Here is a 25,512-nt window from a genome sequence, read left to right as displayed (position 1 = left end):
GTACCAAGGGGTATAAAAAATCCCCGGTCTTAGAATCTAAGACCGGGGATCGGTGGCGGAGGATGGGGGATTTGAACCCCCGAGGGCTGTTAACCCAACACGCGTTCCAGGCGTGCGCCATAGGCCGCTAGGCGAATCCTCCAGCTATGTTTTCTACGCATTGCGTAGGCAACAAATAAAACCTTACTACGCTTTTGCTAAGCACGCAAGCCCTGAATGGGAAAAGTAACAGAAAGCACATTTATGGATGCTTGTGCCCCTGTTTTTGGGCGGAGCGCCAGCGGAGCGGGCACGCAGTGCATATGACGGGTGTGAACTATCCAGGTACCCGTTTTTGGGCATGAAAAAACCTCCTACGCACCCGCCATAGCTCGAATACCCTTGCTACCTTCCGGTCCTGGGGGAGTTTTCCAAGATAACGCCACGTAAGAGGCAAGAACCAGTGTACCGGATTTTTGGGTTCTTGGGAATTCGGTGTGTTCGCGGTATTTCTGTGGGCGTACATGCCGCCCGGGTGAGCGCCCGGGTGAGTGTCCATAGTAGGTGTCGCGGTGGCGGTGGTGCGGTGGCGTGTTCACCGGTGACTGTCGGCCACTCGGGCCGAGAGTAAAGCGTCTAAAATGGTAGGGATTGTCCTATCCGCACCCCCGAGTTGAAGAGGTTGCCGTGAGCACTGCCCTTTATCGTCGTTATCGCCCCGAAACCTTTGCTGAGGTTATCGGGCAGGAGCACGTGACCGAACCTCTTATGGTCGCCTTGGAGAAGAACCGTGTGAATCACGCGTACCTGTTTTCGGGTCCGCGTGGTTGCGGTAAGACCACGTCGGCGCGTATTTTGGCGCGTTGTTTGAACTGTGCGCAGGGTCCGACTCCTACTCCGTGTGGTGTATGCGATTCGTGCCGTGAGCTCTCGCGTGATGGTGGCGGTTCTCTTGACGTGATTGAGATGGATGCGGCGAGCCACGGCGGCGTGGATCATGCCCGTGACCTGCGTGAGCGCGCTACTTTGGCGCCGGTGCGTGACCGTTACAAAATCTTCATTATTGATGAGGCGCATATGGTGACCCGTGAGGGTTTCAATGCGCTGCTGAAGATTGTGGAGGAGCCGCCGGAGCATGTGAAGTTTATCTTCGCGACGACTGAGCCGAATAAGGTGTTGGGTACGATTCGTTCGCGTACTCACCATTATCCGTTCCGTCTGGTTCCGCCGGAGGTTCTTCTGCCATTCCTGCAGGGCCTGTGCGATCAGGAGCAGGTGCCGGTTGAGCCGGGTGTATTGCAGCTGGTGATTCGTGCTGGCGGCGGTTCGGTGCGTGATTCGCTGTCGATTCTTGATCAGCTGATGGCTGGTGCGTCGTCGCAGAACGGTATTGAGTATGACCGTGCGGTGGCGCTGCTGGGTTATACCCACGCGCAGCTTCTGGATGAGGTTATTGAGGCGTTGGGCGCGAAGGATGCGCCGACTCTCTTTGGTGCGGTGTCACGTGTGGTGGCGACCGGTCAGGATCCTCGCCGTTTTGTGGAGGATCTGCTGGAGCGCCTGCGTGATTTGATTGTGGTGAAGGCTGTTCCGCAGGCTGCCGGCCAGATTTTGCAGGGTGTTCCGCAGGATCAGTTGGAGCGTTTGGCCCAGCAGGCTCAGGCTTTGGGTGAGCGTGAGCTGGCGGTTGCTGCGGGTACGGCGAATGAGACTCTGAATGGTATGACGGGTGCGGCGAATCCGCAGCTTCAGCTGGAGTTGCTGTGTGCTCGTCTGCTTCTGCCTGCGGTGGAGGGTTCTGCCGGTGGTGCGGAGGTTGCGGCGTTGGCTTCTCGCCTGCAGGTTTTGGAGCGTCGCGTGGCTTCTGGTGCTGCTGGTTCGGTTCCGGCGCAGGGTGGCATGTCTGCTGCTCGTGCGGCGGGTATGGCGGCGGCTGGTCTAATGCCTAAGACCCAGGCACCTAAGACTCCGGTTACTGAAGCTCAGGTACCTAGTGCACAGGCTCCTAGCGCCCCGGTTCAGGAGGCAGCTCAGCCCGCGCAGCAGGTAGCCCCTCAGCGGGGCGGCTCTCAGCAGGCTAGCGCGGGTGCTCCCCCGCTGGCAGGTGCGCCCCTTAGTGCTGCACCTCTGGCACCGACCGCGCAGGAGTCCGCACCTGCGGCTGGTGCTCCCCTAGCGGGTAACGCCCCGGCGACACCGGATACCCCCGCTTCTTCTGTAGCTGATGCCGCTGCGGCGGGTGCCCCCTCCGCGCCTCTGAAGCTTGACCCGAACGATCCGCTGGCGGCGGTTCAGGGTAATTGGCGCGCCATTCTTAACCGAATGAGCGTTCCCGGTGCGGCGGAGCAGCTGATGAAGGTTCGCCCCGCCCGCATGGACGGCGCAACCCTGTACGTGAGCGCCGACATTGCGACTTTGCGCGCGGTCAAGGGCTTTGTGCCCGAGCTGACCGCCCGCGTGAGTGAGTTTCTGCGCCGTCAGGTGACCATTCACGCTCAGGTGGCGAAGCCCGGTGAGCAGGTCAAGCCCGCAGCTCAGCCTGCTGCGCCCAGTGCTCCCGCAGCTCAGCCTGCAGTTCCGGCGGCTGTTGCCCCGCAGGTGCCTCAGCAGCCCGTTCAGCAGACTCCCCCGCAGCCCGCTCAGCCGGCGCCTCTGGCTGATGGTCCGCGCGGCGGTGAGGATGCGTGGCGTCGCCACGGTCAGCCGCTGACCGGCGCAAACACCCCCGAGTCTACGAGCGTGGATGCGCCCCTGGGTGCGTGGGAGGTTGCCCCGATTCCGCAGAGCGCCCCCGAGGAGGCACCTCAGCAGGCTGCCCAGGCGGCAGTGCAGGCACCGGTTCAGGAAGCCCCGGCGGGCCCGCTTGCGCCTGAGCCCCCGGTTGCTCCGGTAGCTCAGCAGGTTCCGACTGCTCCGGCGGGTGGTTTTGGTGAGCGTGATTCCTTTGCGGCCTCCGGTAGTGGAGTTCCGCAGCAGGAGAGCGCTGCTGAACCCCAGCAAGCACAGGAAACCCAGCATGCCCCAGATCCCCAGTATGCACAGGAGCCCCCTCACGCGGAGGAGCCCCCTCACGCGGAGGAACCTCCGTATGAGGAGGAGCCCCCTTTTGAGGATGAGCCTGCCTACGCTGAACCGGTTGAGGCACCCGCTGCGCCCGCAATGCCGACTGCGCCTGTAGCACCGGCTGGTCCGCTTGCTAATCCGGTTGAGCCTGCTGGTCCGTTGGCAGAGACACCGCAGGCAGCACCGGCTGATACTGCTCCGGCAAGCGATGAGAAGCCCGCAGCGCAGGCTTCTAACGCAACCCCAGCACCGACTCCTAGCACACCGACTCCCAGCGCACCGGCGGCACCGGCTCGCCCGGCACGCGCCGCATCCGATGAGGACTACGTCTCTGATGATGACGAGAAGGTCGAGAACAGCACCTTCATCGGTCTGCGCGCTATCGAAAAAATTATTGGTGGCACCGTCATTGACGAACGTCCCCTGCACCAGCCCTAATCCGGGAATCTAACACCGAGTAGGTGCCGCGCCCGCCATCGCACCGATGGCGGGCGCGCTCATCCCAGCCGCATACTCGCTACGCGAAACGCCCCTAAACTGTCAGGGGTTGGGTGCATACTCATAACGTCGCCCAAGAACAGCACACCAGCACAAGAACAACACACCAGCACGACACACCGCATTTGTAAGGAGAAGCCATGTACGAGGGAGCAGTTCAAAACCTCATTGATGAGCTCGGCCGCCTGCCGGGTGTGGGCCCCAAGTCGGCTCAGCGCATCGCTTTTCACATTCTGAATGCGGATGCTGCCGATATGGCGCGCCTAGCCAACGCCATTTCCACGGTGAAGACCAGCGTGAGCTTCTGCGAGGAGTGCGGTAACGTCTCCGAGACGAAGCTGTGCACGATCTGTCGTGATGAGCGCCGCGACCCGTCCGTGCTGTGTGTGGTCGAAGAGTCGAAGGACGTGGTGGCGATTGAGCGTACCCGTTCCTTTACCGGCCGCTACCATGTGCTCGGCGGCGCTATTAACCCGCTGGCTGGTGTGGGCCCGGAGCAGCTGCGTATCCGTGAGCTGGTGTCCCGCCTGGCGGATGAGCGTATCCAGGAGATTATTCTGGCGATGGACCCGAACCTTGAGGGTGAGGCGACCGCAACCTACCTCTCGCGCATGCTCGTGCCGCTGGGTGTGCGCCTCTCGCGCCTGGCCTCGGGCCTTCCGGTTGGTGGCGACCTGGAGTATGCGGACGAGATTACCCTGGGCCGCGCATTGGAGGGCCGCCGCGTCATTAGCGAGGGCACTGCAGTGGCGCATACTGCCGCTCAGGATTTTGAGCGCGTGAACCGCGAGGAGGAGCAGGAGCGTGAGCAGGCGGCTCAGGTTCAGGCTCAGGAGGCGAAGCAGAGTCGTCGCCGCTGGAATTCGAGCATGTTTGACGACCTGGATTCTGAGGATTCTGCCGTTTCCGACCCGGCGGCGCCCGCCGCTGAGGGTGTGCAGGGCACGGTGGATGAGCAGCTGATCGAGCGGGTTCTGCAGGAGGCTGAGGAATCCAGCGACAAGGAATCCGGCGCGGAAGAATCCCGCCGTGAGGGCTCCCCCACCGATTCTGGTGCGGGCTCTACACCTGAATTGGCAGAAGCAGAAGCAACCCCTGACTTGGGCGAAAACTCCGGCGAGGAGGCTCCGGCGAGCGCCGCCTCCGAACCCACTGAGGCACCCGCAACCGAGCAGGCGGAAGATGCGCCGGAGGTGTTCCGCACCCCCGACTATGAGGAGAAGATCCGCACTATTCAGAACGCCCCGTTGCGCACCCCGAAGCCGGATGTTCCGCCGCTGCCGGGTGTCACTTATGTGAACCCGTGGACCTAAAAACTCGCCTCCGCGGGCGTGCTGTACCCGCCTCCGCATCCCGCGTCACCACCGCGTAATACTACGTAATATTTCACGGGGCAATACATACGGGTGCACAGTTCGCCGCTTGCGCTGAACGCCGTTTACTATAAATGAGGAGCCGGCGCCTGCCGGTAGCACACAAGTAACTGACCTGGAGATATCAATGAGCCTGATCGTCCAAAAGTTCGGCGGTTCCTCCGTAGCTGATGCGGAGGGTGTAAAGCGCGTTGCCCGCCGCGTCGTGGACACTCAGAAGGCAGGTAACGATGTGGTCGTCGTGGTGTCCGCTATGGGTGACACCACCGATGAGTTGCTCGACCTTGCCGCAGAGGTCACCAGCAATGTCGTTCCCTCGCGTGAGCTGGACATGCTGCTGACCGCCGGTGAACGCATTTCGACCGCCGTCCTGTCGATGGCCATTAACGACCTGGGCGCTAAGGCGCAGTCCTTCACCGGTTCGCAGGCTGGCATGATTACCGACGGCGTGCACGGTTCGGCGCGCCTCGTGGAGGTTCGCCCCGATCGCATCCGTGAGTCCGTCGAGGCCGGAAATATCGCGATTGTGGCCGGTTTCCAGGGCATGAACCGTCAGAGCGGCGACATTACGACCCTGGGCCGCGGCGGCTCCGATACGACCGCCGTTGCGCTGGCCGCCGCGCTGAACGCCGATGTGTGCGAGATTTACTCGGACGTGGACGGCGTGTTCACCGCCGACCCGCGCATCGTGCCGACCGCGCACAAGCTGGATACCATCACCAGCGAGGAGATGCTGGAGATGGCGGCGAACGGTGCAAAGATTCTGCACCTGCGTAGCGTCGAGTATGCTCGTCGCTTTAACTTGAAGCTTCACGTGCGTTCTTCGTTCTCGGACCTTGAAGGCACTATCGTGGTTCCGGAGGAGTCCGCGGAACTGACCCCCATTCATCTGAAGGAGATTCCCTTGGAGCAGCCCCTGATTTCCGGTGTCGCGCACGATCGCACCCGCGCAAAGATTACCGTTGTTGGCGTTCCGGACGTTCCCGGTTCGGCCGCTAAGGTGTTCGGCCTGATTAACGAGGCGAAGGTAAACCTGGACATGATTGTTCAGAACGTTCCCACCGACCGCCCGAACGTGACCGACATTTCCTTCACTCTGGATCAGGCTCAGGGCGACGCTGCGCTGAAGGCGCTGAAGGCTGCGCAGGCTGAGTTGGGTTTCCAGGAGGTTATTTACAACGAGTCTGTGGGTAAGCTGTCGCTGGTTGGCGCGGGCATGAAGACCAACCCCGGCGTTTCGTTCACCTTCTTCGAGGCTCTGTCCTCGGCGGGCGTAAACATCGACATGATTTCGACCTCTGAGATCCGTATTTCGGTGATTACTGAGCTGAGCAAGCTGGATGAGGCTGTTCGCGCGGTGCACACTGCGTTCGGTCTGGATGCTGAGGGTGAGGCTACTGTTTACGGTGGTACTGGCCGCTAGAGTTTAGCTCGTTTGTGAGCTGTACGCTTCGGGAGGGGCGGTGCTGGTTTGGTCCGGCGCCGCCCCTCCCTTTTGTCGATGTATAGGTGAAATAACTGAAACACTTTACAGTTATTTCAGATAGGGGTAAGGTTGTGTCAACCGTGGATGAGCCTCCCCCGAATGACATACGCCCCATCGACGTGGTGTCTTCAGGCGCTTATTCACCCAACCCCAAGGAGAAGATGATGACCACCACCCTAACCACCCCTCTGGAGGAAGATACCCTCAACCAGGCTCGCGCAGAGGCGCGGGAGATTCTCAAGAACTCTGAAGAAACCACCATTGAGCTGACTGTTTCAGGTCGAGAAAGCCAGCAACTTGGTGATGCCCTTAACCAGGTCATTCAGCACGTTCTCCATGCCCTAGCGCAGGGTCAGAGTATTGACGTTCAGGTTGTCCCTCACGATTTGACGACGACCGTTGCGGCTCAGCGTATCGGTATTTCCCGCCCCACGCTTATGAAGGCTATTCGTTCTGGTGACCTTCCGGCGCATAAGGTGGGTAGCCACTTCCGTATCCGTACTGAGGACGCTGACGCTTTCCGCAAGACCCTTTTGGAGAAGACTATCGCGCAGAAGGAACAAGCTCTCAAAGATCTTTGGAAATTTGAGGAAGAGAACAATCTCAACGACATTATCGGAGGACCTGCGTGGTAAAAGAGAGCACATTATCAGATGCTGAATCTGTCCTACTGGATACGAACATTCTGATGTCTAAGACTCTTCGCGATTGGATTCTCCTTTTGACAAAGGAGAGTGACTACAGATTTTTCGCTCCATACGTATCCACCCGAATCATGGATGAGTTTGGATACCACACACGCCGAAAGGACCCAATGATTCATGATGCAAAAATTGAGAAATGGAAACAACAAATCCTGACATCCTGCAAGTCCCTAATCGCAGGTTTCCCTGTTGAACCAGTTGCTGGCTTTCCCGATATAAACGATCTTCATGTGCATGCTGCCGCCCAACACGGCGGCATGCACGCATTAGTCACCGATGACCGCAAACTGCTCGATTATGCTTCCACGGAAGAAGCTCAGAATATTCAAAATTATGAGACACTCAGCGCGGATGATTTTCTGATGCAATTCACCGAATACGCTCATCCCTCCTTATTTGCCGAGGTCTATCTTTCCCAGGAATCTTATGCTCACTCTAAGGGATTCACGGAGACTGATATTCCTCGCGCACTTGAACGAGCAGGAGCGGGTCAATTTGCCCGTTATCTTCGGACTGCAGTGATTAATAGCCCACAGTTTGACGATTATGAACGTGAGTTTAAAGCCCGGTCTTCTAGTAACTAGATAGACATTGCTACGTCCACTACCTTGTCACAGCATCGTTTAGGCTAGAAGCATGAGTAGTGTTGTGTTTTCCCAGGTGATGGATGCCCGTCAATGGCGTGCCGCCGCTGCCGCCCATGAGGCGCGTGCCGGCCGCTACGCCGACCCGTTTGCGCAGCGTCGCGCCCGCCACGAAGTGCACCCCGTGGAGGACTTCCTCTTCACCTACTACACGCTCAAGCCCGGCCAGTTTAAGCGCTGGCACCCCGGCGCCGGCATCATCCTGCTGGATGCGCCCGAGCGCGCCTCCTGGCGTTTTTACCGGCCCGCAACCGAGCAGGAACTCCTTGAGGCTGGTTGCTCCCTGCAGGTGGCGCGCGCCCAGGTGAATGCCGCCTCCGCCGTCACCGTGGACGTCACCGACTTCGTGGAGCGCCGCGCCACCGCCCTCGCCTTCACCCACGAGATCCTGCGTAACACGGCCGCAAAGAAGGGCCAGTTCGGTTGCTTCGGCATGCACGAGTGGGCGATGGCGTACAAGTCGGTGGAGAACAATATCCGCCACGACTACCTACAGCTGCGCCTGGGTGCGGAGGGCACGGACCGTGTGGTGGAGGAGCACCGCATCCGCTGCTCGCACTTTGATGCGTTCCGTTTCTTCATGCCGCAGGCGGCACCGATGAACGAACTGCAGCCGACCCGCGAGTTGCAGCGCGTCCTGGAGCAGCCCGCGTGCCTGCACGCGAATATGGACGTGTACAAGTGGGCGTATAAGTTGCTACCGCTGGTTGATTCGACCCTGGTCATGGATTGTTTCGACCTGGCGTGGGATGCGCGCGAACTGGATATGCGCGCAGCCCCCTACGATATTCGCAGCTGGGGGTACGAGCCGATTCCGGTGGAGACCACCGAGGGTAAGGCCGAATACGTGCGGATTCAGCGTGAGCTGTCGGAGCGTTCGATTGAGCTGCGTGAGCGCCTGTTGCAGGTGTGCGAGCGCTATCTTCCACCCCTCGAGGCGTAAAAGACGTGATTCGAGCCTCTTAGGGTATCCACCAACCGAACACATACCCCCGTTACGGTCGTTAGTACGGTAAGATGAGATACGGCTCATACAGAACCCACGCACCCAAGGAGTGCCCACACATGGCCCGTATTGTTGTTGATGTTATGCTCAAGCCCGAAATTCTTGACCCGCAGGGTAAGGCTATTTCTCACGAGCTGCCCCGTATCGGCGTTGATTCCTTCGTTGATGTTCGCCAGGGTAAGCGCTTCGAGCTGACCGTCGAGGGTGAGGCAACCGAGGAGCACCTCGCTGCTGCCCGCAAGGCTGCTGAAGAGTTGCTCTCGAACCCCGTCATCGAAGACGTTGTGAACGTTTCGGTTCTGGAGGACTAATACCTATGGCAGAGTCCCTCGCACCCACTGAAGTCCCCCTGGTTGGCGACTTCTCTAGCTACTCCCCGAACCCCGCTTTCGCTGATGCACGCGTTGGCGTGGTGACTTTCCCCGGCACCCTGGATGACCGTGACGCTGCGCGTGCTGTCCGTCTGGCTGGCGGTACCGTCGTTGAGCTGTGGCACGACGACGCTGATTTGAAGAACGTTGATGCCGTCATTATTCCTGGCGGTTTCTCCTACGGTGACTACCTGCGTGCTGGCGCTATTGCTGCGAAGGCTCCCGTGATGCGTTCGGTGATTGATGCCGCTAACGCTGCTGGTACCTCCGGTTCCGCTCCCCTGCCTGTTCTGGGTATTTGCAATGGTTTCCAGATTCTGACTGAGTCTCACCTGCTGCCCGGTTCGATGATTAAGAACGATCACCGCAAGTTCATTTGCCGTGACCAGGTTCTGCGCATTGAGAATAACTCCACCTCCTGGACGAGCGATTACGCTGCTGGCCAGGAGATTGTTGTCCCTCTGAAGAACCAGGACGGTCAGTATGTTGCTGACCCGAAGACTCTGGAGGCGCTGGAGGCTGAGGGTCGCGTGGTGTTCCGCTACGTTGGTTTCAACCCGAATGGTTCCCGTAATGACATTGCTGGTATCAGCAATGAGCGCGGTAACGTGGTCGGTCTGATGCCGCACCCGGAGCACGCTGTGGAGCCTGGCTTCGGTCCTTCCTCTTCCGGTTTTGGTGAAGTTTCTCTGCGCGGTGGCGCCGATGGTCTCGGCGTGTTCACCTCCGTTCTTGCCAACCTGATTAACGCCCGCTAACGCACGACAAGGATTCTAAGAAGTTATGAGCGAAAAGCAGTTTAACCTCGACACCGTCGAGCACGCGGCGGCAACCCCGGACACCGAACTCCCCTGGGCTGAACTGGGTCTGAAGGAGAACGAGTTCGAGGATATTAAGGAGATTCTTGGTCGCCGTCCTACCGCGGCTGAGCTGGCAATGTACTCGGTCATGTGGTCCGAGCACTGCTCCTACAAGTCTTCTAAGGTTCATCTGAAGCAGTTCGGTGCGAAGGTCACCGATGAGATGAAGAAGGACCTGATGGTCGGTATCGGTGAGAACGCCGGTGTGACCGATATTGGTGACGGCTGGGCTGTTACCTTCAAGATTGAGTCCCACAACCACCCCTCGTACGTGGAGCCCTACCAGGGTGCTGCGACCGGTGTGGGCGGTATTGTGCGTGACATTATTTCCATGGGTGCACGCCCGATTGCTGTGATGGATCCGCTGCGTTTCGGCGCGATTGATCACCCGGACACCGCCCGCGTTATTGGCGGCGTGGTTGCCGGTATTGGTGGTTACGGTAACTCCCTGGGCCTGCCGAACATCGGCGGCGAGGTTGAGTTCGATTCCTGCTACCAGGCAAACCCGCTGGTCAACGCACTGGCTGTGGGTATTATGCGTCACGAGGACATCCGCCTGGCGAACGCATCGGGCGTGGGCAACAAGGTTGTTCTGTTCGGTGCACGCACCGGTGGCGACGGCATCGGCGGTGCGTCGGTGCTGGCGTCCGAGTCTTTCGATGACACCAAACCCTCGAAGCGTCCTGCCGTTCAGGTGGGCGACCCCTTCGCTGAGAAGGTTCTGATTGAGTGCTGCCTGGAGCTGTTCAAGGGCTCCGTGGTTGAGGGTATTCAGGACCTGGGTGCTGCGGGTATTTCCTGCGCAACCAGCGAGCTGGCTTCTAACGGTGAGGGCGGCATGCACGTCGACCTGACCAAGGTTCTGCTGCGTGACCCCACCCTGACCCCGGGCGAGATTCTGATGTCTGAGTCTCAGGAACGCATGATGGCTGTTGTCTCCCCCGAGAACGTGGAGCGTTTCGAAGCGATCATGAACAAGTGGGGCGTGGAGTACTCCTTCCTCGGTGAGGTCACCAACTCTGGCCGCCTGGTCATCGAGTGGGACGGCGAGGTCATCGTGGATGTTGACCCCCGCACCGTTGCGCACGACGGCCCGACCTACGAGCGTCCTTACGCACGCCCCGAGTGGCAGGATGACGTTCAGGCTAACCACTTCACCGGTTCGGCTGCCGACGATTCCCGCCCGCGCGGTAAGGAGCTGGGTGAGGCAATCAAGGCGTTCATGGCGTCCCCGAACATGTGCTCCAAGTCCTGGATCACCAACCAGTACGACCGCTACGTTCAGGGCAACACCGCCCTGTCCATGCCGGACGACGGCGGCGTGGTGCGCGTGGACGAGAACACCAACCTCGGTGTTGCTCTGGCGACCGACGCCTCCCCGCGTTTCACCTACCTGGATCCGTACGAGGGTGCTCGCGCGTCCTTGGCTGAGGCGTACCGTAACGTTGCGACCGTTGGTGCACGCCCCGTGGCTGTGTCTGACTGCCTGAACTTCGGTTCTCCCGAGGATCCGGACGTCATGTGGCAGTTCGCTGAGGCTGTTCGCGGCCTGGCTGATGGCTGCATGGAGCTGGGTGTTCCGGTGACCGGCGGTAACGTGTCCCTGTACAACCAGACCGGTGGTAAGGCTATTAACCCGACCCCCGTGGTGGCGATGATGGGCGTGATGGATGACGTCACCCGCCGCACCCCTTCGGGTTGGGCTCCTGAGCATGACGGTCAGGCTATTTACCTGCTGGGTACCACCCGCGATGAGCTGGACGGCTCCGAGTGGGCTCGCTTCAAGGGTCACTTGGGCGGTCAGCCGCCGAAGGTTGATCTGGCTCTGGAGCGTCAGCTGGGTGACATGCTGGTGAACATGTCTCGTGACGGCATGATTGATGCTGCACACGACGTGTCTGCTGGTGGTCTGGCTGCTGCTTTGTCGGAGGCTTGCCTGCGTTTCAACACCGGTGCCCGCATTGGTCTGGGTGAGGTTGCTGAGCGTGACGGCGTGGACCTGTTCACTCTGCTGTTCTCGGAGTCCCTGGGCCGCGTTGTGGTTTCGGTTCCGCGTTCTGAGGAGGTGCGCTTCAAGGATATGTGCACCGCTCGCCAGTTCCCCTTCGCACGTATTGGTGTGGTGGATGCTGCGTCGAACGCTCTGGACTTCCAGGATGAGGTTTCCATTGACCTGGATGAGTTGCGTGCAGCTCACGAGGGTACTCTCGCTTCTTACTTCGGTGAGGTTGCGAAGGGCTAGTCTTCGACTAGTTTGAGACTAACGCCGAAAGGGGCGGATGCTTGTGAAAGCATCCGCCCCTTTTGTTATGCCCGCAGGCTTGTGCATTGAGCGGTGAGAGGTTGTGCGTTGAGGCGTTCTGTGTTTATGCCTCGGCGACCTTGCGGCCCAGCTGCGCGAACAGGGAGGCGTTGATGCGGAAGCCTTCGATGCACTCTTCGATGAGGGCTTCACGCTGTTCGTCGGTCAGGGGTGCGTTGTCGAGCAGTTCGCGGTAGCCGTCCTTGAAGACCTTGGGCTTGGGCAGTTCGGTGAAGCGGTACATGCTCAGTGCTTCTGCGGGGATGCCGTAGTGGCGGTTGACGAGCGCTGCGACTGCCTGGCCGCCGGAGAGGTCGCCGAGGTAGCGCAGGTAGTGGTGTGCGAGGTAGCGTTCGGGGGAGCTGATGGTGGCGCGGATGCGCTCTACGTATTCTGCGGTTGCGGGCAGGGGCGCGTCGATGTCGCCTTCCTGGCCGAGTGCGCGGATGTCTGCACGGATGTATTCTGCGCGGTCGAGGCCCGGGTGGGTGAAGGGTTCGGTGATGGGGCTGGGTTCTGCGCGGTAGTGTTCGGAGACTGCTTCGAGTGCTTCGTAGATGTGCACGTACTGGTTGATGAGGCGCAGGTATGCCTCGGTGTTGAGGGAGCCGCCCATGAGGTCTTCCATGAAGGTGGAGTGTTCGGCGTTGTCGTGGACGTGCTTGGTGCTTTCCTTCAGGCGTGCGGAGAAGCGTTCCTGGGTGGTTTCGGGGGCGGTAATAGTCATGGTGAGTTCCTAAGGTGGCTTGTGGGTGAACAATAAATGTTTTAGTGACACCATGTCACCAAAACCTGTTAATGACATATTGTCACCAAAAACCAGTTTTGGCAATAGTTCTCATAAAAAATTTGCTAAGGTAAACCTTATGAACAAGTCACCCTAGGCATTAAGTTACACAAATATAGGCTAATAGGGCTAGACTTGATACGAACACCACAATCACAAAATTCAAGGAGACACCGAATGTCTACCCCCTCTCTCACCAAGCGCACTTGGGCGTTCTTGGCTTCAGCAACCATCGGCCTCAGCGGCGTCGCCGGCGTACCCGCGGCCTTCGCAGCTGAAACCAACTCCCACGTCAGTGCCGGTGAGGTAACCGCAGCCTCAGAGCAGAGCCTGCAGGACGTCACCGTCAACTGGGGCCTGAAGAAGTCCTTCCGCTCTTACATCAACGGCGCCTTCTCCCAGGGCTCCCAGGAACTGACCGGCGTCACCACCAACGAAGACGGCTCCTACCACTTCACCTCTGCCAAAGGCACCGTAGCCAACGGCGAATACTCGGTCACCTTCACCGGCTCCTCGATTCACTACACCGCTCACCACGGCCTGCTGGAAGTCATCATCTCCGACCTCTCCGTCACCATTAAGGACGGCGTGGGCACCGTGCGCGCCAACGTTCAGTCGCGCCCTTACAACGGCAACACCACCCCGAACGACCTGGTCGAAACCAAGAACATGACCCTCGGTACTTTCAACGCCTCCGGCCTGAAGGTTGAGGGTAACACCATCACCCTGCCCAGCGTTGACGAGGAAAACGGCACCCGTGTCAAGCTTTCCGAAGAGGCGACCGGCGCCTTCGCGGGCTTTTACAAGGCAGGTCAGGAGCTGGATGCACTCGGCTTCTCCGCAACCATCGTGACCAAGGAAGCACCCGCGCCGAGCCCTGAGCCCAGCACTGAACCCAGCGCCAAGCCGACTGCTGCGCCGACCGCAGAGCCTTCCTCCGCACCGACCAGCGAGGCACCCAAGCCCGCAGACCCCAAGCCTGCAGAGCCCACTTCTGCAGCACCGAGCGCAGCTCCCACCTCCGCGGCACCCTCCTCCCCCGCCGCAACCACCGAGCCCAAGCGTGAAGAAAAGGTCACCGGCAACGTCGTCGAGTCCGGCACCCTCAGCTGGGATATCCGCGAGTCCTTCCTGAAGTACCTGACCGGCTTCGCGCACGGCTCCGTGAACGTTGAGGGCATGGAGAAGACCGCAGCTGGCGGCTTCAAGTACACTCAGGCATCCGGCGTGTACAACCCCGAGACCAAGACCGGTCAGATCAACTTCGCGGGCACCGCAGAGTTCACCGGCCACAACGGTCAGCTCAAGAGCACCATCAAGAACATGCGCCTGGTCGTCGTCAACGGCAAGGGCACCCTGGTCGCTGACGTTGACGCGCTGACCCGCGACGGCAAGTCCGTTTCTAAGACCGGCTTGGCTATCGCCGAGGTGGACCTCTCCGGCGCGAGCGTGAAGGACGGCGTTTTCTCCGCACAGAACGCAGCAGTCGCGCTCACCGCTGAAGGTTCTGACGTGCTCTTCGCGGGCCAGTACCGCGGTGCCGACAACACCATGGCACCGCTGAGCTTCTCCGTAAAGCTCAGCGAGCAGACCGCGGAGAACACCGTTGAGGTTCCCCGTGTCTCTGAGAACAAGTCCTCCGATAACAAGGGTTCTGAGAACGGCTCTTCCGATAACAGCTCCTCGAACTCCTCCGGTAATTCCGGCGCTAACGGCTCCGGTTCTGGCGGTTCGGCAGGCACCTCCGGCAGCGTTTCTAACGGCGGTTCTTCCTCGAACGGTTCTGTCAGCAACAACCCGGCACAGCCTGTCTGCGTGCCCGTCACCCGCACCCGCGAGGTGCAGGAGCAGGGCGCATCCGACGGCACCATTAAGAGCGCAAACCTTGGCTGGGGCGTGCGTGATTCCTTCCGCAACTACGTGCGCGGCGGCATCGCGAACGGTAGCTGGGAGCTGAACGGCACCTCCTACTCTTCGGATGCGTTCAACTGGTCTAACGGCACCGGCACCTTCAAGGGTGGTAAGGGTTCTATCTCCTTCAGCGGTTCGGTTCGTTTCACCGGTCACCACGGCATTCTGGACACTACCATTGCGAACCCGCGCCTTGAGATTAATGGCAATTCCGGTACTCTCTACGCGACCATGAACAGCAATGACCCCTCCGGCAAGGCAACTAACTACGGTGAGGTGGCCCTGCTGAAGGTGGATCTTTCGGGTCTGCAGAGCTCCTCTGACGCTGTGAGCGTCAACGGTGCGGCAACCACCCTGACCGCTGAGGGCGCGAAGGCGTTCGCTGGCTTCTACGACGCCGGTAAGGACATGGCTCCGCTGAGCTTCTCCGCGGCAATTAACGGCGCGAAGACCACCACCAAGACCGTGACCGAGACCGTCTACGAGGGTGAGGGTTGCGACCCGGTCACCGGCAAGCCTCTGGCTTCCACCGGTGCCTCCGGTGTTGAGGGCACCCTGGTTGCAGGCTTCATCGCTGTTGCAGCCGGTGCGGGTACCGTCGTGTACACTCGCCGCCGCAAGAAGGCATAACGGCACCTCACGAGGATGCCCACACTGTCGGCTCGCCCGTGAAACTCAACCATGAGGTTCACCGGTAAGCCGACACGGCCCGTGCGGGGGTGCAGATTTTCACTGCACCCCCGCTTCAGGTGCCAGGTTTTACCCTGGCGCCTACCCCAGTTTTCCTAACTCCCTTTTTTCTGTGAGACGACGATGTTTTCTTCCCTTCCTTCTTCTGCCCTGAACCGCCGCGATGCAATGAAGTATGCGGCGTTCTCCATCACTTCCGCGTTTCTGCTGAGCTCTTGCGGTGTGGGTACTCAGAACCCGGCCTCTTCTTCAAGCACTTCGCAGGCTGTGGTGGATGAGCAGAGCACCCGCACCGTTTTGGAGAACCTTGCCGATCAGCTGCGTTCTTCTATTGCCCCAGATCAGAAGGCTCTGCGCGGCCCCAATAGCGCCGCAGATACCCCCGAAATTCAGCCGATGGTCGATACCCCCACTCCGGCTTTCCCGGTGACGTTCAAGGATTTCAACGGCACTGAGGTGACCGTTAAGTCTGCTGACCGTGTACTGGCACTGGACCTGTACGGCACTCTGGCTCAGCAGATGATTGCGCTGGGTCTGGGCGGTCGCCTGGTCGGTCGTGTCACCTCCTCGACTGAGCAGTCGCTGGCTCATCTGCCGCTGGTGACCCAGAACGGTCACGACCTGAACGCTGAGGCGATTCTGGCGACCTCCCCGGACCTGGTGCTGTGGGATAAGAGCAACGGCCCGATTGAGATCGTGGATCAGCTGCGCGCTGCGGGCGTGACCGTGGTGGTCTTCGATCATGAGCGTCGTATGGATAAGATCATTCCGCAGCTCAAGGCTGTTGCGCAGGCGCTGGGTGTCCCGGAGGCGGGCGAGCAGGTTGCTGCCCGCGTGCAGAAGGACCTGGATTATGCTCTGCAGGTGCTCAAGGACGTCGCCCCGAAGGGTGCACAGCAGGTGTCGTTCGCGTTCTTGTACGTGCGCGGTACCGCTGGTGTGTTCTTCGTGCTCGGCAAGGGTTCGGGCGCTGACGATTTGATTCAGGCTATTGGCGGCAAGGACGTGGCCTCTGAGCAGAACGCGACGAATATTATTCCGGCGACCAGTGAGGCGCTGGTGAAGCTGAACCCGGACGTCATTCTGACCATGAGCGGCGGCATTAAATCCACCGGCGGTTTGGATGGTTTCTTGGCTCGCCCGGGTGTGGGTGAGACGAATGCCGGTAAGAATAAGCGCATTATCGATATGGGTGACGGCCAGATTCTGTCCTATGGCCCGAATACTCCGGCAGTGTTGCTCTCGCTCGCTAAGGCTGCGTACTCGACTCCTGCGGGGGGCCAGTAGTGGCTGCCGTGAAGAGTGTGGCGGGTGCGCGGGATTATCGTGCTTCGCGTCGGCGTCGTGCCGGTCTGACGTTTACGTTTTTGGCGGTGGCACTATGCGTTGTGATGGTGCTGTCTGCGGGTTTGGGTCAGTACAATATCCCGACTGATCAGGTGGTTGCTTCTGTGGGCCGCCGCCTGGGTCTTGCACCGGAGAACCCGGCGATGCAACTGGCGGATAGCACTCTGTGGAATATCCGTTTCCCGCGTGTGCTGTTGGGCGTGCTGGTGGGTGCCGCTTTGGGTACTTCCGGTGCGGTGATGCAGTCGGTGTTTGGTAACCCGTTGGCTGAGCCGGGCGTGATTGGTGTTTCCTCGGGTGCGGCGGTTGGCGCGTGTTTGTCGATTGTGTTGAACCTGCAGTTTTTCGGTATTTTCACGACTCCTGCATTCGCGTTTGTGGGTGCGTTGGCGGCTACTGCGCTGGTGTATTTCCTGTCGCGTTCTTCGGGTCGTGCGAAGGTTCTGTCAATGATTTTGACGGGTATTGCGGTGACCGCGGTGGCGAATGCGATTATTGCGTTCCTCATGTTTATTGCTGATACGACGAGCCGCGATCAGATTGTGTTCTGGCAGATGGGTTCACTGAACGGTTCCACGTGGAAGGCTGTGGCGAGCGTGTGGCCGGTTATTCTCATCGGCTTGGTGGCGTGTTTTGTGATGGCTTCTTCGCTGGATGTTCTGGCGTTGGGTGAGCGTGCGGCGCAGCATTCGGGTGTGAACGTGGAGCGCCTACGCGCGGTGTCTATTGCGGCGACGGCTCTGTTGACCGGTGCTGCGGTGGCGTATGCGGGCATTATTGCGTTTATTGGTCTGATTATTCCTCACCTGTTGCGCATGATTTTGGGTCCGTCGAATCGTGTGTTGTTGCCGGCTTCGGCATTGGGTGGCGCGCTGTTGATTGCGCTGTCTGATTTGGGTGCGCGTACGCTGGTGCCTTTTGCTGATTTGCCGATTGGTATTTTTACGGCTTTGGTGGGCGGCCCGACGTTCTTCGTGTTGTTGCGTCGTTCCCTGGGTCAGGGCGGAGGTGCTTCGTGAGTGAGTTGTTGAGCCTGTCCGGTGTGTGTTTTAACGCTGGTGGGCGTCAGATTTTGAATGATGTGTCTCTGTCTGTTGCTGCGGGCGAGGTTGTGTCGCTGATTGGTCCTAATGGTGCCGGTAAGTCGACTCTGTTGGGTGTGATTGCTGGTGATATTGCGCCCAGTGGCGGTGAGATTCTGTTGGATGGCGCCCCTCTGGATTCGATTCCTGCCCGTCAGATGGCTCGTCAGCGTGCGATGCTGTTGCAGAAGTTGAATGTGGCGTTTTCGTACACGGTGCATGAGGTGGTTCAGATGGGCCGTACCCCGTGGAAGGGCACGGAGCGCGCTGAAGAGGATGACGCCGTGGTTGCTTCGATGATGGAGCGTACGTCGGTGACTCATTTGTCGGATCGCGATATTACGACCCTGTCCGGTGGTGAGAGTGGCCGTGCGCATTTGGCGCGTGTGTTTGCTCAGCAGACTCCGCTGATTCTTTTGGATGAACCGACTGCGGCGTTGGATATTACGCATCAGGAGCAGACGTTGCGGGTGAGCCGTGAGCTGGCTGCTGAGGGTGCTGCGGTGTTGACGGTGCTTCATGACTTGGATGTGGCGGCTGCGTATTCTGACCGTATGGTGTTGTTGCGTGGTGGTGAGGTGGTTGCTTCGGGTGCCCCTGAGCAAGTGTGTTCGGCGGAGTTGTTGTCTGAGGTGTATCAGCATCCGATTGAGGTGTTGAGGCATCCGGTGACGAATCGTTTGTTGATTCTGCCGGAACGCTGATTCTGTTGGAGCGTTGAGTTTGCTGGCGCGCTGATTTTACGGGGCGTTAGCGAACCATCCCGCAAACACTTTCCACCTCAAAATATGCCAGTATTTGCATATATTAAATCTCCGTTCTGGAATGGCTGTAAATATCAGCTCATTACAGGGCGGAGATTATCTTTATCCCCTCCTGCACGGATACACTGAAAGGTAGTGTCCGCAATACTGAACTCTATTCAGTTCAGCATTCCATCCATTCGAGAAAGAGACCCCCGCATGGATCCTCAGCAGAAAACGGCAGCGCCTGCCGTTGCCGGCTACATTCCCGAATATTCTGAAACACCGCATAGCGGATCTTTCGATATTGCCCAGCACGGTTTGAGCAGCGATGATGTTGCCCGCCTGACTGCTGAAGGTAGGGTCAATACCCAGAATAATAAGTCTTCTCGCACGCTGTGGAGCATTATGCGTGCGCACCTGTTCACGGTCTTCAACTTTGTGTTGGGTGCCTGTGGTGCCGTGGTGATCATGTACCAGCGTTGGGCTGATCTGCTCTTCCTGGCGGCTGTTATCGCTAACGTGGTGATTGGTTTTGTGCAGGAGTACAAGGCGAAGCTTGAGCTGGACCGCATCTCCCTGCTGGACCGCTCTCCCGCTACTGCCGTGCGTGACGGTAAGAGCGTTGAGGTTCCGATGGAGCAGCTGGTTGAGGGTGACGTTGTCATCCTCAAGCGCGGCGATCAGGTTCCGGCGGATGCTGTTGTGCTCACCTCCGATTCTTTGGAGCTGGACGAGTCTCTGCTGACCGGTGAGAACGACCCGATTGCTAAGCGCCCCGGCGATATGGTGCTGTCGGCGTCGAGTGTGCTGGGTGGTACCGGCCGCGTCCTGCTCTCTCACGTGGGTGCGAATTCTCGTGCAAGCAAGATTTCTGATGAGGCGCGTCAGTTCTCGCGTATTCAGTCTGAGCTGCGTGATGCGCTGAACCGTGTGGTCCGCTGGATTACGGTGGGTCTTGCGGTCATTATTCCTGTGGTGTCGTGGGGTCAGATTCAGGCGGCTGGTGGCCTGGAGACCGTGCAGCAGAACCACCTGTGGGAGCAGGTTTCTATTGCTGTGGTGTCTTCGGTTGCGTCGATGATTCCGCAGGGTCTGGCGCTGATGACTACTCTGGCGTTTGCGGCGGCGGCTGTGGCGCTGGGTCGTAAGCACAACATCCTGGTGCAGGAGCAGCCTGCGGTTGAGGTTCTGGCTCGTGTGGATGTGGTCTGCTTCGATAAGACCGGCACCCTGACTGAGGGTGGCGTGATTTTTGATTCGGTGCGCCCGCTGGACACCGTTGCTGAGGCTGAGGGCCCGGCTGCTGACTCGGCGGAGCACACTTCTTGGCGTGCTTCTCTGCCTGCCGGCTGGAATGAGGCGCTGGCATGGTTTGGTCACGATGAGAACGCGAACCCGACCGCTGCGGCTCTGACCGGTGGCTTCCCGGATGCTTCCTCGGCGTCGGTAAGCGGTATTGTGCCGTTCTCGTCGGCTCTGCGTTTTAGCGCGATTGAGTTTAAGGATTCGGGTGCGTGGCTTCTGGGCGCTCCGGAGGCGCTTCTCGCCAAGGGTAGCGCTGAGCGTGAGCGTGCCGCTGAGCTGGCGGCACTGGGTCTGCGCACGATGGTTTTGGCGCATGCCTCTGCGGTGGTTCGCAACGAGAAGGATGAGCCGATCCAGAAGATCCCGTCGGATGCTGCCCCGGTTCTGTTCGTGATTTTCCGTGAGAATGTGCGTGCGGATGCGCCTGAAATTGTGGAGTATTTCCACCGTCAGGGTGTGACTCTGAAGGTCTTCTCGGGTGATAACCCGTTCACTGTGGCTGCGGCTGCGAAGACTGCGGGCATGGATACGTCTGCGGGTGCGGTTGATGCTTCGACTCTGCCTGAGGACGGTCCGGAGCTTGCTGAGGCTGCGGCTACTCACAATATTTTCGGTCGTGTGTCGCCCGAGCAGAAGAAGAACATGGTGATTGCTCTGAAGGAGCGCGGCCATGTGGTGGCGATGACCGGTGACGGCATTAACGATGCTCTGGCGCTTAAGCATGCAAGCTTGGGTATTGCGATGGGTAACGCTGCTCCGGCGACGAAGGCTGTTTCTCGTCTGGTTCTTCTGGACGGTAAGTTCTCGTCTCTGCCGGCTGCGCTGGAGCAGGGCCGTCAGGTCATTACGAACATTGAGATGGTGGCGAACCTGTTCTTGACGAAGACTGGTTTCGCGATTCTTCTGGGCGTTCTGTTCAGCCTCTTCGGTTTGACCTTCCCGTTCTTGCCGCGTCAGTACTCGACTGCGGACTTCTTGATTGTGGGTGCGTCGTCCTTCGCGTTGACTCTGTTGCCGAATTCGCGCCGTTACGTGCCGGGCTTCTTGCGCCGCGTGCTGAATTACACGGTTCCGAACTCGATTATTGTGGTTGCGATGCTGTTGGCGGTGACGTTCACGGCTCGTGGCATGGGTGTTGAGGATATCCGTCAGATTCAGACGGCTTCGTTCATCACCCTGGTGATGATGGGTCTGTGGAACTTGGCTGCGGTGGCTCGCCCGTTCAACCGTGCTCGTGTTCTGCTGTTTGGTGCGTTGCTTGCGGTGTTCTTCGCGGCGTTGTTCGTGCCGATTCTGGTGGAGTACCACCAGTTCGTTACTGTGCTTCCGCATCTGCTGTGGACGGCTCTGGGCGCCGGTGCTCTGGGTGCCGCGCTGATTGAGGTGAATGCGCATCGTAATCGCCGTTGGCAGAAGCGTAATTACCCTGAGCTGGAGGTTGCTCCGCTGAATTTCTTCCCGGCTAAGTAGTTAGTCGGAAAGGTAGCTGCTTCGGTAGCGTGTGGGCCCCGTATCCTGTGGATGCGGGGCCCTTTCGTGTCTTCGCAAGCATCCCCTCCGTAGTGTTCCGGAACCAGCCGGAGTACTCCTACTAGCAGCACCAAAGGTGTGTCTCAGCTATCACTTGGGTGAAACATTTAACAGCTTCTGATAGCTTTTGCCTCTCACCTTGCTCTTAACCTGGGAAAACCCTTAGAGTTACAGGGAACTATTTGAGAAGGGAAACCTTCTTCAGGGTTGTTACTGGTTTGGCAGGCAAGACCTGAGTTACTCAACACCGTATGGGACGGCAGCATATATCTGCCGAGAATCCCCTCTATTTGCTGTACCGAAGCTCCATAGTGGGCACGAGTGTAGTGCTTCCGGTGGTCGAGAGACTCGGGTCTTTTGTGTTTTCTGGACGTGTTTTCCGGGGCTTTTTCGGCTACCGCAACGTCAGGTAGGCACAGCCTCCGGCAACAACCGCATAGACATTGACCGCATATCTAAGGAAGTATCGTGAATAACCGCGAACTTGGCGAGAAGATTCTTGACGGCCTGGGTGGCCCCGAGAACATCGCGCACATTACTCACTGTGCAACCCGCCTTCGTGTCACTCCTGTGTCTAACGATGCAGTGCAGAACAAGAAGATTGAGAGCCTGCCCGGCGTTCTCTCTGTGATTGAGCAGTCCGGCCAGACTCAGGTTGTTCTGGGCGAGCGCGTTGAGGCTGTGTACAACGAGATCAACGCTCTGCCTTCTATGTCCGGCCACGCTGAGGGTGACACCAAGGTTGAGGCTGAAGGCAAGAAGTCCGGCTGGCTTACCAACGTCTTCGACGTTCTGTCTGACTCCTTCCGTCCTCTGCTGTGGGCACTTCTGGGTACCTCGATGATTCTGACCCTGATTGTGTTCCTGCAGCAGCTGGGCTTCTTCGGCCAGTACACTGACTTGACCGGTCAGAGCGTGAACATTGACATCATTAACGGTGCTCGTGTGGCTGACCCCGAGGCTGCTAAGGCGCTGAACACCCAGTGGATGCAGCAGTTTGCTTTCTGGTACATCCTGAAGGCTGCTTCGCTGTCGGTTCTGAACTTCATGCCTATCATGCTGGGTGCTACCGCTGCTAAGCGTCTGGGCGCGAACATGTGGGTTGGTGCGGCTATCCCCGCTGCACTGATGACCGGTACCTTCACCGATTTGACTGCTCTTGCTGACCCCGCCACTAAGATTCTGAACGTTCCGTTCTTCGGTATGGATCTGCCGCTGTACGCATTCAGCTACACCGGTCAGGTCTTCCCCCCGCTGCTGGCTGTTGCTCTGCTGGCTCCGTTTGAGCGCTTCCTGAAGAAGGTTATTCCTTCGATGCTGCAGATGGTGTTCGTGCCGATGATTTCGGTCATCGTTCTGGTTCCGGTGACCGCGTTCCTGGTTGGCCCCATCGGTATCGGTGTTGCTATGGGCATCTCTGACTTCCTGAAGATGGTTAACGACCAGGCTCCGGCTCTGGTTGGTGCTCTGATTGCTGGCCTGTACCTGTTCATGGTTCCGCTGGGTCTGCACTGGCCGCTGAACGCTGTCATGATTAACAACCTGCAGACCATGGGTACTGACTTCATTCAGTCCCCCATGGGTGCTTACAACTTCGCTGTGTTCGGCCTGGTCACCGGTGTGGCTATTAAGGCTAAGCACGACCGCGAGCTGCGCCAGACCGCTGTTGGTGCGTCGATGTCCGGTCTGCTCGGTGGTATTTCTGAGCCGTCCCTGTACGGTGTTGTGCTCCGCTACAAGCGCGTGATCCCGATTATTCTGGTTCCCGCTGTTATTGGTGGCGCTACCATTTCCTTCCTGGGCGTTAAGTCCTACGCATTCGCGTTCACCTCGCTGCTGTCGATTCCGGCTATGCAGCCTTCCTACCTGTACGTGATTGGTCTGGCTATTGCGTTCTTCGGCGCTATGACCGGTGTTCTGATTTTCGGTTACGAGTCGAAGGCTGACGCTGTAAGGCACGCTGCGGAGCGTAAGGCTGAGGCTGCTGAGGACGCTCCCAAGGCTGAGGCTGTTGCCGTTAAGGCTGCTCCGGCTGCTGCCGCTACTGCGACCGCCGCTGCTGCACCCGCTACTTCCGCTGGTGAGGTCATTGAGCTGCACGCTCCGATTGAGGGTACTGCTGTTGCTCTGTCTGATGTTCCGGACCCGATTTTCGCTGCTGGCAAGCTGGGCGAGGGTGTGGCTATTGAGCCGACCGGTACCACTGTTGTTGCTCCCGCTGCCGGTAAGGTTGCTGCAACCTACCCCTCGGGCCACGCTGTGGGTCTGAAGCTGGAGAACGGCATTGAGCTGCTGATTCACGTTGGTCTGGATACCGTGAACCTGGACGGTAAGGGCTTCAGCGTGAAGGTTGCTAAGGGCGATGTTGTTGCTGCTGGCGACGCTCTGATTGAGTTCGATCCTGAGGTTATCAAGGAGGCGGGTTACCCGCTGATTACCCCGGTGATTGTGACCAACACCCGCAAGTTCGCTGAGGTGAAGGGTCTGCCGGGCGTTGCTCACCAGAACCTGAGCACTGTCCTGAAGGTGACCACTAAGTAGTTCGCTTTCTAGGCTCTAAGGGGCCCCACCATTGTGGTGGGGTCCCTTTCCTTATGTTCCCTTTCCCTTATGCCCTGTTTCCTGATGTGCTGATTCTTTGGGCAGAGTTTGCTAGGGTTTAGGCACTAGCCGGGGGTATTTCTGCTAATGTAAGAATACGCTCAACAAGGAAGTTCTCACGTGATAGGGAATACGATGATGTCTTCTGATACTAGGACATGGGATACCGGAGTGTGGGAAGAGCAGCAAAAAGAGCTGCGCGCTCTTTCTCCTGTTCGGCGGCTGATGCGCCGGCTCAATCTTGAGGCGCTCGTCTATGAGTCTGCGCCGTTCCCGGTTCTGCTGCGTAAGCTCTCCGCGCTGATTCCAGCCTGCCTTCTGTGGTGGGTTATCTACGAGCCGCACCGGCTTGCTTCCTCCACCAGCCTCCCCGAGGGTACTCACGCTATTACGCTGCTCCCCGGAGCCTGGGGCGACCCCGCTACGGGGGCTTATGGAGGTCTTCCTGAGCTGCCGGGGGTCCTCGTGCGTTGGGTGCTGTGCATCGCGGCAATGGTGGCTGTCGTTCATCTCTGCGGCGTCAAGGCGAAGGGTCAGAGCTTCACCATTCCTCACGATGCGCGTTCACGGTTGATTGCGCTGATGCAGGCTCTGGGCATTTTCGGTGCTTTTGCACTGGTCGTCTGGATCGAGTACATGATGACTCCGCTGACCCTCATGTTTGAAACCGTGTACGCGGGCCCGACCGCCGTCTATAGCGGCGACGGCATGATTCCCCTGCACCTGTTCCTGTCCTCGTCGTTGAGCGCTATTTTCTTGGGCTATTTTTGCGTGAACATTCTTGCCTCGCTGAATATCCCAGGGTACCTGGGCATCCCCGCAATTATTTACGTGGGTGCACTCCCTTGGGCTCAGGCGGAGCGGCACCAGTTCACGTTGGCGCTGGCGTGGGTTATTGCGGTGGCGCTGGTGAGTTGGCTCGTGCGCGGCATGTGGGGCACTCTGCTCGCCTGCGTGGGCTATTCTCTCTGGATTGTGCTGGTGGCAACCAGCGGTGATCCTTTTGACCTGTCCGCCAATATGAGCCGTGTGCTCGTGATTTTAGGTTTCCCGCTGGCTTTCATCGTCGCTGGAGGCGGCATTTACCGCATCTTCTATCTGCGGCAGAACCCGAAGATGTTGAGGTACCTGCAGGAGCGTGCCCTGTACCTGGGCGAGTGGTAGCAGCCGGTTAGGACGGCGTTCCCCTCCCCTTCGTTTTTGTAATTACATATCCGGCTAAAGGGC

General features: G+C 59.0%; 17 protein-coding genes, 1 tRNA gene and 1 other RNA gene. 16 read left to right on the top strand and 3 right to left on the bottom strand.

The features are described from left to right. Positions 1–53: 53 nt before the first annotated feature. A tRNA-Ser gene (locus tag HMPREF2527_RS01495) sits at positions 54–142 on the bottom strand. A 199-nt stretch (positions 143–341) separates the two neighbouring features. Continuing rightward, an RNA gene (gene ffs / locus HMPREF2527_RS01490) (signal recognition particle sRNA small type) lies at positions 342–438 on the bottom strand. A 228-nt stretch (positions 439–666) separates the two neighbouring features. On the opposite strand from ffs, the gene HMPREF2527_RS01485 reads away from it, so the two are divergent. The 9 genes from HMPREF2527_RS01485 to purL all read left to right on the top strand — a co-directional run bounded on the left by HMPREF2527_RS01485 (position 667) and on the right by purL (position 12,226). Continuing rightward, positions 667–3,480, top strand: coding sequence for a DNA polymerase III subunit gamma and tau (locus HMPREF2527_RS01485; protein WP_070505887.1), 2,814 nt, complete (start codon positions 667–669; stop codon positions 3,478–3,480). Positions 3,481–3,680: 200 nt separating this feature from the next. Beyond that, positions 3,681–4,853: a recombination mediator RecR gene (gene recR / locus HMPREF2527_RS01480; protein WP_070505885.1), complete on the top strand. Its 1,173-nt coding sequence runs from the start codon at positions 3,681–3,683 to the stop codon at positions 4,851–4,853. A gap of 187 nt (positions 4,854–5,040) precedes the next feature. After that, positions 5,041–6,336: an aspartate kinase gene (locus HMPREF2527_RS01475; protein ID WP_070505882.1), complete on the top strand. Its 1,296-nt coding sequence runs from the start codon at positions 5,041–5,043 to the stop codon at positions 6,334–6,336. A 227-nt stretch (positions 6,337–6,563) separates the two neighbouring features. Beyond that, positions 6,564–7,034: a helix-turn-helix domain-containing protein gene (locus HMPREF2527_RS01470; RefSeq protein ID WP_070505880.1), complete on the top strand. Its 471-nt coding sequence runs from the start codon at positions 6,564–6,566 to the stop codon at positions 7,032–7,034. Then, complete coding sequence (locus HMPREF2527_RS01465) at positions 7,028–7,687, top strand: PIN domain-containing protein (RefSeq protein ID WP_070505877.1); 660 nt, start codon at positions 7,028–7,030, stop codon at positions 7,685–7,687. Before HMPREF2527_RS01470 ends, HMPREF2527_RS01465 begins: the two co-directional genes overlap by 7 nt. A gap of 52 nt (positions 7,688–7,739) precedes the next feature. After that, a complete protein-coding gene (locus tag HMPREF2527_RS01460) occupies positions 7,740–8,690 on the top strand; it encodes a 3-methyladenine DNA glycosylase (RefSeq protein ID WP_070505874.1) in 951 nt (316 codons plus the stop codon). A gap of 122 nt (positions 8,691–8,812) precedes the next feature. Next, positions 8,813–9,064, top strand: a complete 252-nt coding sequence (gene purS, locus HMPREF2527_RS01455; RefSeq protein ID WP_005507194.1) for a phosphoribosylformylglycinamidine synthase subunit PurS — start codon at positions 8,813–8,815, stop codon at positions 9,062–9,064. 5 nt (positions 9,065–9,069) lie between these two features. Then, positions 9,070–9,882: a phosphoribosylformylglycinamidine synthase subunit PurQ gene (gene purQ / locus HMPREF2527_RS01450; RefSeq protein WP_005507195.1), complete on the top strand. Its 813-nt coding sequence runs from the start codon at positions 9,070–9,072 to the stop codon at positions 9,880–9,882. Positions 9,883–9,907: 25 nt separating this feature from the next. Continuing rightward, positions 9,908–12,226 (top strand): phosphoribosylformylglycinamidine synthase subunit PurL, encoded by a 2,319-nt coding sequence (purL, locus tag HMPREF2527_RS01445; RefSeq protein ID WP_049338232.1) that lies wholly within the window; start codon positions 9,908–9,910, stop codon positions 12,224–12,226. Between the two features lie 124 nt (positions 12,227–12,350). On the opposite strand, the gene HMPREF2527_RS01440 is transcribed toward purL, so the two are convergent. Continuing rightward, complete coding sequence (locus tag HMPREF2527_RS01440; RefSeq protein ID WP_070505871.1) at positions 12,351–13,013, bottom strand: biliverdin-producing heme oxygenase; 663 nt, start codon at positions 13,011–13,013, stop codon at positions 12,351–12,353. Between the two features lie 237 nt (positions 13,014–13,250). Here HMPREF2527_RS01440 and HMPREF2527_RS01435 point away from each other — a divergent pair, with 237 nt between their 5' ends. The 7 genes from HMPREF2527_RS01435 (at position 13,251) to HMPREF2527_RS01405 (ending at position 25,449) form a co-directional block, all read left to right on the top strand. Next, complete coding sequence (locus tag HMPREF2527_RS01435; protein WP_070505868.1) at positions 13,251–15,614, top strand: HtaA domain-containing protein; 2,364 nt, start codon at positions 13,251–13,253, stop codon at positions 15,612–15,614. A gap of 183 nt (positions 15,615–15,797) precedes the next feature. Then, positions 15,798–16,961: a heme/hemin ABC transporter substrate-binding protein gene (locus HMPREF2527_RS01430; RefSeq protein ID WP_070505865.1), complete on the top strand. Its 1,164-nt coding sequence runs from the start codon at positions 15,798–15,800 to the stop codon at positions 16,959–16,961. Then, the gene (locus HMPREF2527_RS01425; protein WP_070505863.1) at positions 16,961–18,040 is read left to right on the top strand and encodes a FecCD family ABC transporter permease; all 1,080 of its coding nucleotides are present in this window, start codon (positions 16,961–16,963) and stop codon (positions 18,038–18,040) included. The genes HMPREF2527_RS01430 and HMPREF2527_RS01425 overlap by 1 nt, the downstream gene beginning before the upstream one ends. Then, positions 18,037–18,807 (top strand): heme ABC transporter ATP-binding protein, encoded by a 771-nt coding sequence (locus tag HMPREF2527_RS01420; RefSeq protein ID WP_070505861.1) that lies wholly within the window; start codon positions 18,037–18,039, stop codon positions 18,805–18,807. The genes HMPREF2527_RS01425 and HMPREF2527_RS01420 overlap by 4 nt, the downstream gene beginning before the upstream one ends. A gap of 258 nt (positions 18,808–19,065) precedes the next feature. Then, a complete protein-coding gene (locus HMPREF2527_RS01415) occupies positions 19,066–21,624 on the top strand; it encodes an HAD-IC family P-type ATPase (RefSeq protein WP_070505859.1) in 2,559 nt (852 codons plus the stop codon). A 528-nt stretch (positions 21,625–22,152) separates the two neighbouring features. Next, on the top strand, positions 22,153–24,225 hold the full coding sequence (locus HMPREF2527_RS01410; protein ID WP_070505856.1) for a glucose PTS transporter subunit IIA: 2,073 nt from the start codon (positions 22,153–22,155) through the stop codon (positions 24,223–24,225). A 195-nt stretch (positions 24,226–24,420) separates the two neighbouring features. Further along, positions 24,421–25,449, top strand: coding sequence for a dihydrodipicolinate synthase (locus tag HMPREF2527_RS01405; protein WP_246823121.1), 1,029 nt, complete (start codon positions 24,421–24,423; stop codon positions 25,447–25,449). Positions 25,450–25,512 lie beyond the last annotated feature (63 nt).

The organism is Rothia sp. HMSC071B01 (assembly GCF_001808945.1).
Taxonomy (GTDB): Bacteria; Actinomycetota; Actinomycetes; order Actinomycetales; family Micrococcaceae; genus Rothia.
Note: the sequence above shows the minus strand (reverse complement) of the source record. Positions and strands in the feature narration are given on the sequence as shown.